Raw genomic sequence first — 15,866 nt, 5'->3', positions numbered from 1 at the left:
TCAAGGCATAAGGCTCAGGCCTAGCCCAGGCCCATCGGGGCGGCGGGTCAGAAATCCAGTTCGATCTCGACCGCGTCGCCCACCTTCAGCCGCGCGCCCGCCGGCGCATCCAGAATGGCGTTCTGGCCGAACACCACCCCAATGTCCAGATTGCGGTAACCCGCCAACGTGCGGCCCGGCTCCTCGTATTGCTTGGCCGTGCGCTGGTCGATGTCGGGAATCGAGCAACGCGTGCACGGCTTGACGAACGCCATGCGCACGCCAGCCGCCGTGATCATGGCGGTGTGGTCTTCCTCGAAGGCCTCCCATTCGCCTTCGACCACGATGTTGGGACGGAAACGGTCCATCGGCACCGGATCCGCCCCCTTGGCCTTCAGGCGGCCATTCAGGTCGTCCAGCGACGCCTGGTTGGCGATCAGCAGCGGAAACCCGTCGGCAAATCCGAAGCAGTGCTCGCCGACGAAAGCGTCGGCCAGATCGGGGTGTGCATCAACCCAGCGTGACACCCAATCGGGCTTGGCGTCGCGGCGCGCCGCGGCGTCCACCTTGAGCAGGCCGCACGGGGTCTGCAGAAACTGGGACAGCCACTGGGCGGCAGCCTCGCTTTCGCGCCGGGCCGTGGTGGTGTCGCTCCAGACGCCAACCGAGAGCGGCTCGCCGTGCAGACCCGACCCGTCCAGCGCGACGTCCAGGTCCGCCATGCCGGGCGCCGACAGCCGCAGCGCGTGCGCGGTGAGCGCCGTGCGGATGAGCGCCATGGCTGGCCATTGCCGCTGCGTCATGAACTGGCCCGCCGCGTCCACCACCATCCAGCGCCGGTCATTAGCCAGCCCCGACCGGTCGATGGGCGATTCGGTCAGGTCGATGCCCGCGCAGGATTTGACGGGATAGATATGCAGGCTGAGGATACGGGCGGACATGGCGGCGATGGCTCAACGGGTGACGGATGCCGCAGAGAATACAAGAAATGCGGCACGCCGGGCCGCCCGAAAGAGACAAAAAAAGCCCGGGACAAGCCCGGGCCAGATCAGGTGGCGGTTGCTCAGCCGCCCACCAGCTTCAAGGTGTCAAGCGGGGTCACCGCCTTGAACCCCTTGCGCGTCGCGATGTGCTCGGGACGCGGGGTCAGCCCGTACTTGGGCGGATTCAGGGTGTTCTCCATGCTGTTGTAGACCATGAAGACGTTGGACCGCGGCCACGGCGAAATGTTGCTGTTCGAGCCGTGCATGGTGTTGCAGTCGAAGAACACCACCGAGCCGGCCTTGGCCGTCATCGTGCGGATGCCGCCCTGCTCCACCAGCAGCTGCAGGCTGACGGGATCCGGGACCCCGTACTCCTGCTTCTTCAAGGACTGCTTGTAGTGCTCGTTCGGCGTCTCGCCGACGCACGAAATGAACTGGCGATGCGAGCCGGGCACCAGCATCAGCGGGCCGTTGCACTCGTTGTTGTCGGTCAGCAGCACCGAGCAGCTAAGCGCGCGCATCGACGGCATGCCGTCCTCAACGTGCCAGGTCTCGAAATCGGAGTGCCAATAGAACTCCTTGCCCTTGAAGCCCGGCTTCATGTTGGCGCGCGACTGGTGAATGTAGACCTCGGAACCGAGAATCTGGCGCGCCACGTTGACCAGGCGCGGATCCCGCACCAGGCGGGCCAGCATGGGATTGAGCACGTGCACCATGAAGATGGAACGCACGGCGTTGCTGCCCGGCTCGGTGATGGCCTCTTCGCGGCGCACAATGGACGGGTCGCGCGTCATGCGCTCGACCTCGGCCGACAGCGCACGCACTTCGGCCTCCGAGAACAGGTCTTCCAGCAGCAGGAAACCGTCGCGGTCGTACTGGCCCACCTGCTCGGTGGTCAGCGCGCTGGCGTACTTGCCGTCTTCATAGACGACGGGGTCCTGGCGGGAAATGATGGCGGAACTGCGATCCGTACGGGAGGCGTACGGATCCTGCGCGGGTGAGATCATGCGTACCTCCTTGTTCAGGCCGCGACCGCATCGGGTAGCGCGTAGACACCTTCCTTGTCGTGCACTTCCTGGCCGGTCAGCGGCGGGTTGAAGACGCAGATGACGCGCAGCGGCTCCTTGCCGCCGCACAGCCAGTGCTCGTCGTGTTCGTTCAGGGCGTAGACCACGCCGGGGCCCAGGTCGTACTTCTTGCCGTCGGCAATGGTCTCGATCGAACCGTCGCCCTCGATGCACCACACGGCCTCGAGGTGGTTCTTGTAGTGGATGTGCGTGCGGCCGCCCGGAAAAATGGTGGTCTCATGGAACGAGAATCCCATGCCATCCTTCTTCAGCAGCACGCGGCGGCTGACCCAGGTGTCGGTACGGACTTCGTCGGCGGTGCCGATCACATCTTTGACATTACGTACGATCATTGACGTTTTCCTCCAAATTTCAGGATGCGGGCGGACTGCCCCTCATCGGCCAGCGCTTCTGCCACGCTAGCCTCAATCAGATCCAGGCCCTTGGCCAACAGCTCTTCCTCGATCGTCAGCGCGGGCAGCAGCTTGAGCACTTCATCGTGCGCGCCCGACGTTTCGATCACGACGCCCTTCTTGAAGGCGCATTGGGCGATGCGGTTGGACAGCGCCGGATTGCCGTTGGAAACCAGACCCTGGATCAGGCCGCGGCCGCGAGCCGACAGGCCGGCGTTGGGATAGCTGTGCACCAGGTTTTCCAGCCAGTCGCCCACCAGGCGTTCCTTGCGCTGGATATCAGCGGTGAACGCGGCGTTGGTCCAGTAGGTTTCCAGCGCCTGGGTTGCGGTGACAAACGCGAGGTTGTTGCCGCGGAAGGTGCCGCTGTGGGCGCCGGGCTTCCAGATGTCCAGCTCGGGCTTCATCAGCACCAGCGACATCGGCAGGCCGAAACCGGATAGCGACTTGGACAGCGTGATGATGTCCGGACGGATGCCGGCGGTCTCGAAGCTGAAGAACGTGCCGGTACGGCCGCAGCCGACCTGGATGTCGTCCACGATCAGCAGCATGTCGTGGCGCTTGCACAGCTTTTCCAGTTCCTTGAGCCAGCGCAGCGTGGCCACGTTGACGCCGCCCTCGCCCTGCACCGTTTCCACGATGACGGCGGCCGGCTTGTCCATGCCGCTGCTCGGATCTTCCAGCATGCGTTCCATGTAGGCCATGGTGTCCACGTCCGGACCGAAGTATCCGTCGTAGGGCATGAACGTCGTGTTGCCCAGCGCGTAGCCGGCGGCGTCACGGAACTTCATGTTGGCGGTCGCGGCAAGCGAACCGCCGCTCACGCCGTGAAAACCGTGCGTGAACGAGATCACGTTGGGACGGCCCTTGACCTGGCGCGCGATCTTCAGCGCGGCTTCGACGGCGTTGGTGCCGGTCGGGCCGGTGAATTGCAGCGTGTATTGCCAGTTGCGCGGCTTGAGCAGCACGCGATCCACCGTCTCCAGGAAACGCTTCTTCGCGCTGGTGGCCATGTCCAGGCCGTGGACGACACCGTCCGCCTGCACATACTCCAGCAGCTTTTCCTTGAGAACAGGATTGTTGTGGCCGTAGTTCAGCGTGCCTGCGCCGCTGAAGAAGTCGATGTATTCGGCGCCATCCTCATCGATGAGCGTCGAGCCCCGGGCCTGATTGAATATCACGGGAAACGACCGGATGTAGCCCCGCACCTCAGACTCCATACGGTCAAAGATCTTCAAGTCCATGATTAATCCTCCCTTTTCATCTCATAAATTGACGGACGGCCTGATCCACCCGGGTGCGGCAAGCGCACCCGGACAGCAGAATCGTCCCGGTAAACCGATAAGACCGTCAGGCCTGTACCACCCCTACGGGGATGGCAAGGCGAACGGGCCTATCCTCAAGAGCATCTCGTCGTCGTGATCCGCGCCGCCGAACAATTGCCGGTCGAAGAACGGCTGTTCGGAAACGTGGGCGCCCACCTCGGCTGCCAAGCCGGCAAAGGTGCGGCGCGAAGCCTGGTTGTCAGGCCCCACCGTGGTTTCAAGATAGCGGACATGCGCCAGGTTCTTGCGCTGCAAGAGTTCCCGGAGCATGGCGCGGCCAAGGCGTTGGCCGCGTGCGCGGGCGTGCACCGCAACCTGCCAGACGAACAGAACGTCAGGGCGGGACGGGTCCACATAGGCGGAAATAAAACCGTTGATACGTCCTCCGGCGCTTTCAGCCAGGACGCAGGTGTCGCGAAAGTGCTCGCACAGGAGCAGGTACGCGTAGAGGGAATTCAGGTCGAGTGGCGGGCACTCGGAAATGAGGCGGTGGATCGCGGCGCCGTCTTTGCGGTCGGGCAGACGCATGGTATGGGTCTGCGCGCTGACCGCCGGCGCCACGGCACTTGAGAGTGTGGGGGTGTCCAGTTCGTTTTTCTTCATGCGACGATTCCCGATTCTGGTGGTGCCCCGCCCGTGGGCACTTCTAGGATGGGCGACGACACGTCTCCATGCGTGTCGACTGCGGCCTGACCTTCCTGTTCCATGAGCGTCACGATGCGCTCCAGGGACAGGGTGATGGTGGCCTGTTCCAATTCCGGCAAGGCATTGAGCGCGTCAGCCAGATGCTTTTGCAGCGGCGACGGCGCGCCTTGCGCCAATTCACGTCCCGCCTCCGTGGCGGTGACAAATACGATGCGGCGGTCTTCACGGCCCCGCTCGCGGCGGATCAGCGCCTTGTCTTCCAGCCGATCCAGGATGCCGACCACCGTGCTGGGGCTGACGTGCATCTCGCGGCTGATCGCCGTGGCCGTCATGGGGCCATTGGCGATCACGGTGCGCAGGCACATCAGCTGCGGGGCAGTGATGTGGCTGACCGCGGACAACTGTCGCGAATGCAGCGCGATCGAACGCGTGATGCGGCGCAGGGCTCGCAAAATGCGCAGGTCGTACTGCTGAGATGTTTCGGATTTCGCGGCGTCAGTCATGGGTTGCGATGGGTTCGGACAAAATCATTTCTACACGAATGATATGCGCCCGATTTATTCGAGTCAAACAAAAACGCCGGCACGATGTAAATAAATGAACGCTGATTTGGCGAGGATGACGGCACTATGACTGGACTTGGCACCCAGCGGAGCCAACGTGGATGCGGCTCAGCGCGGGATCCGGCCCAAGTCTTACCCGGATAAAAAACATATGTTTTGTTCAAGATGTTTTATTTATCATATGTTTTTACGCGAACGAACGACGCTGCCCTCTCATGCCTCTGCCCTCCTCCCTGCTTGCTGCCCTACAAGAAAAGCTGGAACATCTGCCGCCTGAATTGCAGCGGGCGGCGAAGTGGGTAGTGGCCAATCCCGCGCAGGTAGGGCTGTGGTCGATGCGCCGGCAGTCGCAGGCGTTGGGCGTGGCGCCCGCCACGATGTTGCGATTGGCCCGTGCATTGGGCTATGCCAGTTACGAGGATTTCCGCCGGCCGTTCCAGGACGCGCTGGCGGGACGCGACGAGCCGGGAATGCGCGACCGCGCCGCCGCCCTGCAGGCCGCGTCAAGCGCTTCCGCCGAACCCGGTCCTAATACGTTGACCGACGTCCAAGTACAAGCCCTGTCCTCGGTCTGCGCGCTTAATTCGACGCAAGCGTTCGACGCAGCCGTGCAGACCCTGCTGGACGCGCGTCAGGTCGGTTTCCTGGGAACGCGCTCGGCCTTCGGCATCGCGTTTCAGATGCGATATGCCTATCAGCTCGTGCGCCGCAACAGCGTCCTCATTGACGGGCTGGGCGGCGCGCCCGCCGAGCAGGCGGACAACCTGGGCGCGGGCGACGCGCTGATCGTCATCTCGCAGGCGCCCTATCCCACGGCCACCGTCCAGCTCGCGCGCCAGGCGGCCCAGCGCGGCGTGGCGCTGGTGGCGCTGACCGACGATCCGCTCTCGCCGCTTGCGCTTGACGCCCGCCACACCCTGCGGTTTGCCCCACCCGACCGCGACGGCGTGCGCGCGCAGCCCGCGCGCCAGGGGCCGGGCTCGTTCCTTCACACGACGGCCGGGCTCTTGGGGCTGGCCGAACACCTGATCGCCCGCCTGACGGCCCGCGGCGGCCAAGCCGTGCTGGACAGGCTGGCCGAGGTGGAACAGCGCCTGCGGGCCGACAACGTTTACTGGAATGGCGCACCCGCGCGCCGCCCGGGCCAGGCCTTCGGGCCGGCAACCTCCTCAACCTGACCCAGGAACTTCGCAGCATGAGCCAAACCCGCGTCCTGCATCGCTCCCTTCGCAATACGCCTGCCGTCGCCGTGCGCGGCCAGGGTGTCTGGATCCATGACAGCGCCGGCCGCGCGTATCTAGACGGCTCCGGCGGCGCGGCAGTGTCCTGCCTGGGCCACAACCACCCCGACGTCCAGGCCGCGCTGCACGCGCAGGTGGACGCGCTGGCCTATGCCCACACCAGCTTCTTTACGACCGAGGTCGCGGAAAAGCTGGCGGCCCGTCTCGTGGCCGACGCCCCGGCAGGCACATCGCATGCCTACTTCGTGTCTGGCGGATCAGAAGCGGTGGAAGCGGCGCTGAAGATGGCGCGCCAGTATTTCGTCGAAATCGGCCAGCCGCAGCGCCGCCACATCATCGCGCGGCGGCAGAGCTATCACGGCAATACGCTGGGCGCGCTGGCGGTCGGGGGCAATGCGTGGCGGCGCGCGCAGTTTGCGCCGCTGCTCATCGAGGTCGAACACGTGTCGCCCTGCTATGCCTATCGCGACCAGCACAGCGGCGAAACCGCCGAGCAGTACGGCGAACGGCTGAGCGAGGAACTGGAAGCGGCCATCCAGCGCCTCGGCCCCGACTCGGTGATGGCATTCGTGGCGGAACCCGTGGTGGGCGCCACGTCCGGCGCAGTGACGGCCGTGCCCGGCTATTTCCGCCGGATCCGCGAGGTCTGCGACCGTCACGGCGTGCTGTTCATCGCCGACGAGGTCATGTGCGGCATGGGCCGGACCGGCACCCTGTATGCCGTCGAACAAGAAGGCGTGACGCCGGATCTCATCACCATTGCCAAGGGCCTGGGCGGCGGCTACCAGCCCATCGGCGCGGTCATGGCGCAGCAGCACATCGTGCAGGCCATGCAGCAAGGCAGCGGCTTTTTCCAGCACGGCCACACCTATCTTGGCCATGCGCTGGCCTGCGCGGCCTCGCTGGCGGTGCAGGACGTGATCCGGCGCGACGGGCTGCTGGAGCGGGTGCGGGTGATGGGCGCAGGCCTTGCGCAGCGGCTGCAGGAGGCGTTGGGCGACCATCCGCACGTCGGAGATATCCGTGGCCGGGGCCTTTTCATGGGCGTGGAACTGGTCCGGGACCGCGCCACCAAACAGACCTTCGATCCAGATCTGGCGCTGCATGCGCGGATCAAGCGCGAGGCCATGGCGCGGGGGCTGATGGTCTATCCCATGGGCGGCACGATCGATGGCCGCCAGGGCGATCACGTGCTGCTTGCGCCGCCCTTCATCATTTCCGAGGACGAACTGGACCAACTGACCGAACGGCTGACCGGCGCCATCGACGCCGCCATCGCGCAATCGGGCGATTAGACGCCGGCCGTTGAAGCGGAGTCTAAAGACCCGCTTTGCGCAGGTTCGGTCAGCCTGCCGCCGCGCGGCGCCAGGGCGGCCAGGCGCCGATCGTGAGCGCGCGCAGGAACCATTCGACGGGTCCGTAGGCGTGGCGCCGCAACCACCATGCGGACAACAGCAGCTGGGCGGCAAAGATGGCCACCGCGGCGAGGAATGCGGCCAGGGGCGGCACGGCGGCATACAGCCGCAAGCCCCAGGCCGTGAAGAGGAATGCGCAGACGACCGACTGCATCAGGTAATTGCTCAGCGCCATCCGTCCCGCCGGCGCCAGCCACGCCCCCAGGCGTTCGCCCGGCCCCGTGCGCAGCGCCAGCAGGAACGCCGCACCGTACGACAGGCTCAAGAGCGGCGCCGTGAAAAGGCCCACGGCCAATCCCGGCAATTCCCACACCACGCGGGCCTGCGGCAATGCGCTGGTTGCGTAGGCGGCGGCGCCGGCCAGTCCCGGCAAGAGGCCCAGCGCGCAGAGCAGCCCAAGCGCGCGGCGCGAGCGCCACGGGTCCGCCAGCGCATTGCGCCGCCCCAGCGCATATCCGGCCAGGAACATGGCAAAGACGAAAGGCCCCTGCACGAACAGCACGGTGAACCAGATGGTTTCCGTGAGCTCTTTGATGTGCTGCGCGATCGTGGTGCCGATGGTGCCGCGATACGCCTCGATGGAGGCCAGCGCCTCGGCCTTGTACAGCGCGGCGTATCCAGCGGGCGCCGGATCCAGAAATGTCAGCGCGCCCAGGATCGCCCACACCGCCGACGCCAGCGCGATCAGCCACAGCGCCACGCGCAGCGCACGGCCCGGATCCATGCGCCGGCACAGCAGCAGCGCGAAGCCCAGCAAGGCATAGGTCACCAGGATGTCGCCCTGGTAGAACAGGATGGCGTGCGCAAAGCCCAGGACAGCCAGCCCCGCCAGCCTGCGCAAAAAGCGCGCCGCGAAGGCGGCATCGGCCTGTTCGGCGGCCGTCATCTGCAGGGTGAAGCTGTAGCCGAACAGGAAGGAAAACAGCAGGTAGAACTTGGTCTCGAACAACCAGGCGATCAGCCAGCGGACGGTCACGTCGACCGGGCGCGAATAGACCGGATCGGCCACGCCCCCGCCATAGAACGGAAAGGCGAACACGCCGATGTTGACCACCAGGATGCCGAAGAGCGCAAAGCCGCGCAGGGCATCGACGTGGGCAAGCCGCGGCCGGACGGCGTGGCCGCCGGTCATGCCCGCCCCCGGATCGCGTGCCGGCGGCGCAAAAGGCGCGCGCCGCCGGGCCTTTGCTGCGTCAGGCGGCGGGCAGGCCTCAACCCAGCACCGGAGACAGCAACGGCTGCTTGGGCCGCACGTCCAGCGCGCGCCCCTTGCGGGCCCGCTTTCCGACGTAGACCGCCAGGTCCGCACCCGCCAGGATGTCCTCGGTCATCTTGTTGCGGTAGATGCCGGTGGCGCGCAGCCCCAACGTGCCGATCGGCACGGTCTGATCGAGCTTGTCCGCGCCGTCCAGCCCCATCAGGATGGTGCCGCGTCCGCCGCCCGACAGCGACTTCACTTCGTCCAGGCCGAAGACCAGGAACTTGCCCTTTTGCGACAGCAGCGCCAGTTGCTGGGCGCCGGCGAACAACGGCACAGGACGCAGCAATTCGTCGCCCGTCTCAAGGGTGATGAACTGCTTGCCGGCCCGCTGGCGGCTGACCATGTCGGAGAGCTTGGCCGCGAACCCGTAGCCGCCGCGCGTTGCCAGCAGCCAGCGGCTGTCGGCCGAGGCCGCGATGGTGTGGACGATGCGCGTGCCCGATTCCAGGTCGATCATCGTGGTGACCGGCTGGCCGTCGCCACGCGCCGACGGCAGGCCGGACACCGGCACGGAATACACCCGGCCGTTGTCGCCAACCGCGATCAGCGTGTCGGTGGTGCGGCACTCGAAGGCGCCGTACAGATCGTCGCCCTGCTTGAAGCCGAATTGCGCGGCGTCATGGCCGTGGCCCTGACGAGCGCGCAGCCAGCCCTTTTGCGAAACGATCACGGTGACAGGCTCGTCCAGCACCTTGGTTTCAAGCACGGCGCGCTCGGCCGTCTCGATCAGGGTGCGGCGCTCGTCGCCATATTGCTTGGCGTCGGCTTCGATTTCCTTGACCAGCAGGCGCTTGAGCGTTGTGGGGTTGTCCAAAAGTTCTTGCAGCGAGACCTGTTCCTTGCGCTTGTCGGCCAGTTCCTGCTCGATCTTGAAGCCTTCCAGGCGGGCGAGCTGGCGCAAACGCATTTCGAGGATGTCCTCGGCTTGCCGTTCGGACAGCTTGAAGCGTTGCATCAACGCGGCGCGGGGCTCGTCGGATTCGCGGATCGTCTGGATGACCTCGTCCACGTTCAGGTAGACGACCATGCGCCCTTCCAGCACGTGGATGCGGTCAATGACCTTGTCCAGGCGGAAGCGCGTGCGGCGCACCACGGTGTTGGTGCGGAACGCCAGCCATTCGACCAGAATGTCGCGCAGGCCCTTCTGGCGCGGACGGCCGTCGGTGCCGATGCACACCAGGTTGACGCTGGCGCTGCCTTCCATGCTGGTCTGCGCCAGCAGCGTGTTGACGAATTCGTCGCGGTCGACCCGCGAGGTCTTGGGCTCGAAGACCAGACGAACGGCGGCGTCCTTGCCGGATTCGTCGCGCACCGCATCCAGCAGGTTCAGCATGACCGCCTTGGCCTGCGTCTGCTCCGGGGTCAGGCTCTTCTTGCCCGTCTTGACCTTGGGATTGGTGATTTCCTCGATTTCTTCCAGCACCTTCTGGCCCGAGGTGCCCGGCGGCAGCTCGTTGACGACCAGTTGCCACTGTCCACGCGCCAGTTCCTCGAACTGCCAGCGTGCGCGCACCTTCAGGGACCCGCGGCCCACACTGTAGATCTGCGCGATGTCGGCCGCGGGGGTAATGATCTGGCCGCCGCCCGCGAAGTCCGGGCCGGGGATCATGGCGTACAGCTCTTCGTCGGGCAACTGCGGCTGCTTGATGAGCGCGACGCAGGCCTGCGCGACTTCGCGCAGGTTGTGCGGGGGGATCTCGGTGGCCATGCCCACGGCGATGCCCGAGGCGCCGTTCAGCAGCATCATGGGCAGGCGCGCCGGCAGCATCTGGGGCTCTTGCTGGCTGCCGTCGTAGTTGGGCACGAAATCCACCGTGCCTTCGTCCAGTTCGTCGAGCAGCAGCTTGGCGATCGGCGTGAGGCGCGCTTCCGTGTAACGCATGGCGGCGGCGTTGTCGCCATCGCGCGAACCGAAGTTGCCCTGGCCGTCGATCAGCGGATAGCGCAGCGAAAAGTCCTGCGCCATGCGGACCATGGCGTCGTACGCCGCCTGGTCGCCGTGCGGATGGTACTTACCGAGCACGTCGCCCACGACGCGCGCCGATTTGACGGGCTTGGCGCCGGAGCCCAGCCCCATCGCCTGCATGGCGAAAAGGATGCGGCGCTGCACGGGCTTCTGCCCGTCGCCCACGTCGGGCAGCGCGCGGCCGCGCACCACGGACACCGCGTAGTCCAGATAGGCCTGCTCCGCGTAGCGCGCCAGCGTGATGGCGGCGTTGCCATCGCCGTCGCCGCCGGGCGGATTGGAGTCGAACAGGCCGGGTTGATTGGTGTCGGTCATGTTGTATTCAGGTAGACAATTTCATCGAAACGGCGTCAATGCGCCTCAGGCGGACGGGGCCAAAAACTGCGTGTCGGCGACATGCGCGCGCATCTGGGTGCGCACGGCCTGCAGCGTGGCGGCGTCCTGCCCGCGCTTGGGGATGATCACGCCTTGCAACGTGCCCAGGATGACGTAGAGGTGCTCGGGGGTTTCCTCGACCCGCCGCACGTCGGACCACGCCATGTGCCCGGAGGCGGTGGCAGTGGTGTCCGTGACGCCGTCCGGCCCGAAGTCCAGCTCGTGCCGCCCCAGGTAAAGGGTGTCGGGCTGCTTGGCCAGCATGCGGCGCGTGTTCATCTTCACGAGGCCGGGCAGCACATATTCGTACGCCAGGGCCAGCAACGCGAGGATGCCCAGGCCCACCGCCAGGCCCTGGAAATACACCGGCAGCAGCGCACCCCAGTTGGGCCCCTTGCCGTCCCAGGTCTGCCAGATCAGGTAGGCAAGCAAGGCCACGATCATCAGGACGCCGAAGCGCAGATGGGACCGGTAACGGCGGCGGCGCAGTTCCGGCCGTTTGTACACATAGGCGGCGAAATCCGCGTAGTCGTCGGCGGTCAGGTCGACGACCATGCGGGCTTGCCCGGGCACGGTCGCGGTCATCAGATGTCGAGCTCCGCCAGGTTGCCCTTTTCCTCGATCCACGCGCGGCGTTGCGAGGACTCGCCCTTGCCCATCAGCATGTCGAACATGCGGGTGGTGTCGTCGGGCGTCTGGTCGCCATAGCCCACCGGCAGCAGGCGGCGCGTGTCCGGATTCATGGTGGTTTCCCACAACTGCTCGGGGTTCATTTCGCCCAGGCCCTTGAACCGGCTGACGGCCCACGCGCCTTCGCGCACGCCTTCCTTGCGCAGCTTGTCCTGCGCGGCCTCGAGCTCGCCTTCGTCAAGACAGTAGATCTTGCGGGCGGGACGCTTGCCCTGCGCCGGCACGTCCAGACGGAACAGCGGCGGCTTGGCGACGTAGACGTTGCCGGCCTCGACGAGCTTGGGAAAGTGGCGGTAGAACAGCGTCAGCAGCAGCACCTGAATGTGCGAGCCGTCGACGTCCGCGTCCGACAGAATGCAGATGCGGCCGTAGCGCAGGCCGGACAGGTCGGGCGTATCGTTGGGCCCGTGCGGATCCACGCCGATCGCCACGGAAATGTCGTGGATCTCGTTGTTGGCAAAGAGGCGGTCGCGGTCGACCTCCCAGGAGTTGAGCACCTTGCCGCGCAGCGGCAGGATGGCCTGGAATTCCTTGTCGCGGCCCATCTTGGCCGAGCCGCCGGCCGAATCGCCCTCGACCAGGAATACCTCGGTGCGCGCGGCATCGCTGGACTCGCAGTCGGTCAGCTTGCCGGGCAGGACCGCCACGCCGGAACTCTTGCGCTTTTCGACCTTTTGGGCGGAACGCTGGCGCGCCTGCGCCTGCCGGATGGCCAGTTCGGCAAGCTTCTTGCCGTATTCCACATTGCTGTGCAGCCACAGATCGAGCGCGCTCTTGGAGAACCCGCCCACCAGGCGCACGGCATCGCGGCTGTTCAGGCGTTCCTTGATCTGGCCCTGGAATTGCGGATCGAGCACCTTGGCCGACAGCACGAAGCTGGCGCGGGCAAAGACGTCTTCGGGCAGCAGCTTCACGCCCTTGGGCAGCAGGCTGTGCAGCTCGGCAAACCCCTTCACGGCGCCGAACAGGCCTTCGCGCAGACCGGACTCGTGCGTGCCGCCGGCCGGCGTGGGGATGAGGTTGACGTAGGACTCGCGCACCGCGTTGCCGTCCTCGGTCCAGGCCACGACCCATTGGGCGCCCTCGCCCTCGGCGAAGTTTTCGTGGTCGGCGCCGGCGTATTGCGCGCCTTCGAAGAACGGCACCATCAGTTCGGCGCCCGCCAGGGCCTCGGCTAGGTAGCCGCGCAGGCCGTCCTGGTACTGCCAGGTCTTGGTGTCCCCGGTTTTCTCGTTGACGAGCGTGACCTTCACGCCCGGCAGCAGCACGGCCTTGCTGCGCAAGAGGTGGGTGAGCTCGCCCAGCGGAATATTGGGGCTGTCGAAATACTTGGCGTCCGGCCAGACGCGCACGCGGGTGCCGGACTTCTTGCGGCCGCCCTGGTCGTAGGGCGCCAGGGGCTCGGCGACGTCGCCGCCCTTGAACACCAGGCGGTTCACGGCGTTGTCGCGCCAGACGACGACTTCCAGGCGGGTGGCCAGCGCGTTGGTGACGGACACGCCGACGCCGTGCAGGCCGCCGGAGAAGGCGTACGCGCCGCCGCCGGCTTTGTCGAATTTGCCGCCCGCGTGCAGGCGCGTGAACACGAGTTCGACGACGGGCGCGTTTTCTTCGGGATGCAGGCCGACGGGAATGCCGCGGCCGTCGTCTTCGACGGACACGCTGCCATCAGCGTGCAGCGTGACCTGGATCTGTTTGCCGTAGCCGGCCAAGGCCTCGTCTGCGGCGTTATCGATGACCTCCTGCACGACGTGCAGGGGGTTTTCGGTGCGGGTGTACATGCCCGGGCGCTGCCGCACGGGTTCCAGCCCCTTCAGGACGCGGATGGACGCCTCGTTGTAACGTGGAGTGGCCAAGTTATCCCCAACATCTGTGGAAAAAAACCGACATTTTACGGACAAGCCTAGATTCTGCGCGGCTCCGGGTGGGATGCGCACGACCTGACCAGGTCCGATTTCGGTAGGATGATGACAGTCACAACCGCCGTTCCGGACTTTGACCGCCCGGATCGCGACAGCTGCGCCGCAACATCCTACACAAAATCCTGCAAACCCTGTTGTTATTAACAGTGGTATGCCTGTTGTTATTGACAGTGGTATGCTTGAGTCCATTCCACAAACAAGAACAACGGCAAGGCGCGTCTTAACGCGCCTTTTGCTGCCGAACCGAGAATCACCATCATGAGCGACCAAATCAAGAACGTCAGTGACGCCAGCTTCGATGCCGATGTGTTGAAATCCGGCCAGCCGGTGCTGGTGGACTACTGGGCTGCCTGGTGTGGCCCCTGCAAGATGATCGCCCCCATCCTGGAAGAAGTCGCCGCCGAATACGCAGGCCGCTTGACGATCGCCAAGCTGAACGTGGATGAAAACCAGGGCACGGCCACCAAGTACGGCATCCGCGGCATTCCCACCCTTATGCTCTTTAAAGACGGCCAGGCTGCCGCCACCAAGGTTGGCGCGCTGTCGAAGTCGCAACTCACCGCATTCCTGGACGGCGCGTTGTAAATCGCGTGCTGTAACCGAGGGCGCCGCCGCATAGGCGGCGCTCATTCAGTACCGCGCGAGCCCGTCCGTGGCGCGCCGCCAGAGCCCTCCTTTACTTTTCCCCCAACACCCACCGCGATGCACCTCAACGAACTGAAGGCGCTGCACGTCTCGCAGCTGCTCGAAATGGCCGCTGGCCTGGAAATCGAAAACGCCAACCGCCTGCGCAAGCAGGAACTGATGTTCGCCATCATGAAGCGGCGCGCCAAGCAAGGCGAGCAGATCTTCGGCGACGGCGTTCTTGAAGTCCTGCCCGACGGCTTCGGTTTCCTGCGCTCGCCGGAAACCTCGTATCTGGCCAGCACCGACGACATCTACATTTCTCCGTCGCAGATCCGCCGCTTCAATCTGCACACCGGCGACTCCATCGAAGGCGAAGTGCGCACCCCCAAGGATGGCGAGCGCTACTTTGCCCTGGTGAAGGTGGACAAGGTCAACGGCGTGGCGCCCGAGGCGATCAAGCATCGCATCATGTTCGAGAACCTGACGCCGCTGCACCCGAATCGCGTCATCCGCCTGGAACGCGACATCAAGAGCGAGGAAAACCTCACTGGCCGGATCCTCGACGTCTTCGCCCCGATCGGCATGGGCCAGCGCGGCCTGATCGTCGCCAGCCCCAAGTCCGGCAAGACGGTGATGATGCAGCACATTGCGCACGCCATCACCACCAACTACCCCGACGCGGTCATGATCGTCCTGCTGGTCGACGAACGCCCGGAAGAAGTGACCGAAATGCAGCGCACGGTGCGCGGTGAAGTCGTGGCCTCGACCTTCGACGAGCCCGCCACCCGTCACGTGCAAGTGGCCGAAATGGTCATCGAGAAGGCCAAGCGCCTGGTCGAAATGAAGAAGGACGTCGTGATCCTGCTGGACTCGATCACCCGTCTGGCCCGCGCCTACAACACCGTCGTGCCGGCCTCCGGCAAGGTGCTGACCGGCGGCGTGGACGCCAACGCCCTGCAGCGCCCCAAGCGCTTCTTCGGCGCGGCGCGCAACCTGGAAGAAGGCGGCTCGCTCACCATCCTGGGCACCGCGCTGATCGAAACCGGCAGCCGCATGGATGAAGTCATCTATGAAGAATTCAAGGGCACCGGCAACTCCGAAGTCCACCTCGAGCGCCGCCTGGCCGAAAAGCGCGTCTACCCGTCCATCAATCTGAACAAGTCGGGCACCCGCCGCGAAGAGCTGCTGATCGCCCCCGACCTGCTCCAGAAGGTGTGGGTGCTGCGCAAGTTCATTCACGACATGGACGAAGTCCAGTCCATGGAATTCATCCTGGACAAGATGCGCGCCACCAAGACCAACGCCGAATTCTTCGACATGATGAAGAAGAAGTAAGCGCACCGTCCGCACCCAAGAAAAAGCCGCCTTCGAGGGCGGCTTTTTCTTGGGCGACT

14 protein-coding genes are annotated in these 15,866 nt (G+C 65.4%); 4 read left to right on the top strand and 10 right to left on the bottom strand.

Translation table 11 applies throughout. The features are described 5' to 3' along the window. Window positions 1–47: 47 nt before the first annotated feature. From H4P35_RS08595 to H4P35_RS08570, 6 genes are all read right to left on the bottom strand, one after another. The gene (locus tag H4P35_RS08595; RefSeq protein ID WP_226848622.1) at window positions 48–920 is read right to left on the bottom strand and encodes an MOSC domain-containing protein; all 873 of its coding nucleotides are present in this window, start codon (window positions 918–920) and stop codon (window positions 48–50) included. Between the two features lie 122 nt (window positions 921–1,042). Then, window positions 1,043–1,969: an ectoine hydroxylase gene (thpD, locus tag H4P35_RS08590; RefSeq protein WP_056315639.1), complete on the bottom strand. Its 927-nt coding sequence runs from the start codon at window positions 1,967–1,969 to the stop codon at window positions 1,043–1,045. A 14-nt stretch (window positions 1,970–1,983) separates the two neighbouring features. Continuing rightward, on the bottom strand, window positions 1,984–2,382 hold the full coding sequence (locus H4P35_RS08585; RefSeq protein ID WP_008165124.1) for an ectoine synthase: 399 nt from the start codon (window positions 2,380–2,382) through the stop codon (window positions 1,984–1,986). Next, window positions 2,379–3,686, bottom strand: coding sequence for a diaminobutyrate--2-oxoglutarate transaminase (gene ectB, locus H4P35_RS08580; RefSeq protein ID WP_128827927.1), 1,308 nt, complete (start codon window positions 3,684–3,686; stop codon window positions 2,379–2,381). Before ectB ends, H4P35_RS08585 begins: the two co-directional genes overlap by 4 nt. Window positions 3,687–3,809: 123 nt before the next feature. Continuing rightward, complete coding sequence (gene ectA / locus H4P35_RS08575) at window positions 3,810–4,370, bottom strand: diaminobutyrate acetyltransferase (protein WP_056315633.1); 561 nt, start codon at window positions 4,368–4,370, stop codon at window positions 3,810–3,812. Next, entirely contained in the window at window positions 4,367–4,915 is a 549-nt protein-coding gene (locus H4P35_RS08570) for a MarR family winged helix-turn-helix transcriptional regulator (RefSeq protein ID WP_062842049.1), read from the bottom strand. Before H4P35_RS08570 ends, ectA begins: the two co-directional genes overlap by 4 nt. A gap of 275 nt (window positions 4,916–5,190) precedes the next feature. Between H4P35_RS08570 and H4P35_RS08565 the strand changes: the two genes are divergently transcribed. Together H4P35_RS08565 and H4P35_RS08560 are read left to right on the top strand one after the other, a co-directional pair. Continuing rightward, window positions 5,191–6,153, top strand: a complete 963-nt coding sequence (locus H4P35_RS08565; RefSeq protein ID WP_226848620.1) for a MurR/RpiR family transcriptional regulator — start codon at window positions 5,191–5,193, stop codon at window positions 6,151–6,153. 17 nt (window positions 6,154–6,170) lie between these two features. Continuing rightward, the gene (locus H4P35_RS08560) at window positions 6,171–7,511 is read left to right on the top strand and encodes an aspartate aminotransferase family protein (RefSeq protein WP_226848618.1); all 1,341 of its coding nucleotides are present in this window, start codon (window positions 6,171–6,173) and stop codon (window positions 7,509–7,511) included. A gap of 49 nt (window positions 7,512–7,560) precedes the next feature. On the opposite strand, the gene H4P35_RS08555 is transcribed toward H4P35_RS08560, so the two are convergent. From H4P35_RS08555 to H4P35_RS08540, 4 genes are all read right to left on the bottom strand, one after another. Beyond that, on the bottom strand, window positions 7,561–8,763 hold the full coding sequence (locus tag H4P35_RS08555) for a DUF418 domain-containing protein (RefSeq protein ID WP_226848616.1): 1,203 nt from the start codon (window positions 8,761–8,763) through the stop codon (window positions 7,561–7,563). 79 nt (window positions 8,764–8,842) lie between these two features. Continuing rightward, entirely contained in the window at window positions 8,843–11,173 is a 2,331-nt protein-coding gene (gene parC / locus H4P35_RS08550) for a DNA topoisomerase IV subunit A (RefSeq protein ID WP_226848614.1), read from the bottom strand. Between the two features lie 45 nt (window positions 11,174–11,218). Then, window positions 11,219–11,818 (bottom strand): YcxB family protein, encoded by a 600-nt coding sequence (locus H4P35_RS08545; RefSeq protein WP_062842054.1) that lies wholly within the window; start codon window positions 11,816–11,818, stop codon window positions 11,219–11,221. Next, window positions 11,818–13,779: a DNA topoisomerase IV subunit B gene (locus tag H4P35_RS08540; protein WP_226848613.1), complete on the bottom strand. Its 1,962-nt coding sequence runs from the start codon at window positions 13,777–13,779 to the stop codon at window positions 11,818–11,820. The genes H4P35_RS08545 and H4P35_RS08540 overlap by 1 nt, the downstream gene beginning before the upstream one ends. A 324-nt stretch (window positions 13,780–14,103) precedes the next feature. Between H4P35_RS08540 and trxA the strand changes: the two genes are divergently transcribed. Together trxA and rho are read left to right on the top strand one after the other, a co-directional pair. After that, window positions 14,104–14,430, top strand: coding sequence for a thioredoxin TrxA (gene trxA, locus H4P35_RS08535; protein WP_056315616.1), 327 nt, complete (start codon window positions 14,104–14,106; stop codon window positions 14,428–14,430). A gap of 117 nt (window positions 14,431–14,547) precedes the next feature. Then, window positions 14,548–15,807 carry a transcription termination factor Rho gene (gene rho / locus H4P35_RS08530; RefSeq protein WP_043541410.1) on the top strand — a complete coding sequence of 420 codons (1,260 nt, stop codon included), beginning with the start codon at window positions 14,548–14,550 and terminating at the stop codon, window positions 15,805–15,807. Window positions 15,808–15,866 lie beyond the last annotated feature (59 nt).

It is taken from the genome of Achromobacter sp. 77 (genome assembly GCF_020541125.1).
Classification (GTDB): domain Bacteria; phylum Pseudomonadota; class Gammaproteobacteria; order Burkholderiales; family Burkholderiaceae_B; genus Achromobacter; species Achromobacter mucicolens.
The sequence above is the reverse complement of the archived record's forward strand: the minus strand, read 5'-3'. Positions and strand labels throughout refer to the sequence as shown.

Bases quoted from the DNA above. Each gene is read 5' to 3' on its own strand.
- H4P35_RS08545 (WP_062842054.1), bottom strand. From the start codon at position 11,818: ATGACCGCGACCGTGCCCGGGCAAGCCCGCATGGTCGTCGACCTGACC.
- ectA (WP_056315633.1), bottom strand. From the start codon at position 4,370: ATGAAGAAAAACGAACTGGACACCCCCACACTCTCAAGTGCCGTGGCG.
- H4P35_RS08570 (WP_062842049.1), bottom strand. From the start codon at position 4,915: ATGACTGACGCCGCGAAATCCGAAACATCTCAGCAGTACGACCTGCGC.
- H4P35_RS08555 (WP_226848616.1), bottom strand. From the start codon at position 8,763: ATGACCGGCGGCCACGCCGTCCGGCCGCGGCTTGCCCACGTCGATGCC.
- H4P35_RS08585 (WP_008165124.1), bottom strand. From the start codon at position 2,382: ATGATCGTACGTAATGTCAAAGATGTGATCGGCACCGCCGACGAAGTC.
- parC (WP_226848614.1), bottom strand. From the start codon at position 11,173: ATGACCGACACCAATCAACCCGGCCTGTTCGACTCCAATCCGCCCGGC.
- H4P35_RS08595 (WP_226848622.1), bottom strand. From the start codon at position 920: ATGTCCGCCCGTATCCTCAGCCTGCATATCTATCCCGTCAAATCCTGC.
- H4P35_RS08565 (WP_226848620.1), top strand. From the start codon at position 5,191: ATGCCTCTGCCCTCCTCCCTGCTTGCTGCCCTACAAGAAAAGCTGGAA.
- rho (WP_043541410.1), top strand. From the start codon at position 14,548: ATGCACCTCAACGAACTGAAGGCGCTGCACGTCTCGCAGCTGCTCGAA.
- thpD (WP_056315639.1), bottom strand. From the start codon at position 1,969: ATGATCTCACCCGCGCAGGATCCGTACGCCTCCCGTACGGATCGCAGT.
- ectB (WP_128827927.1), bottom strand. From the start codon at position 3,686: ATGGACTTGAAGATCTTTGACCGTATGGAGTCTGAGGTGCGGGGCTAC.
- H4P35_RS08560 (WP_226848618.1), top strand. From the start codon at position 6,171: ATGAGCCAAACCCGCGTCCTGCATCGCTCCCTTCGCAATACGCCTGCC.
- trxA (WP_056315616.1), top strand. From the start codon at position 14,104: ATGAGCGACCAAATCAAGAACGTCAGTGACGCCAGCTTCGATGCCGAT.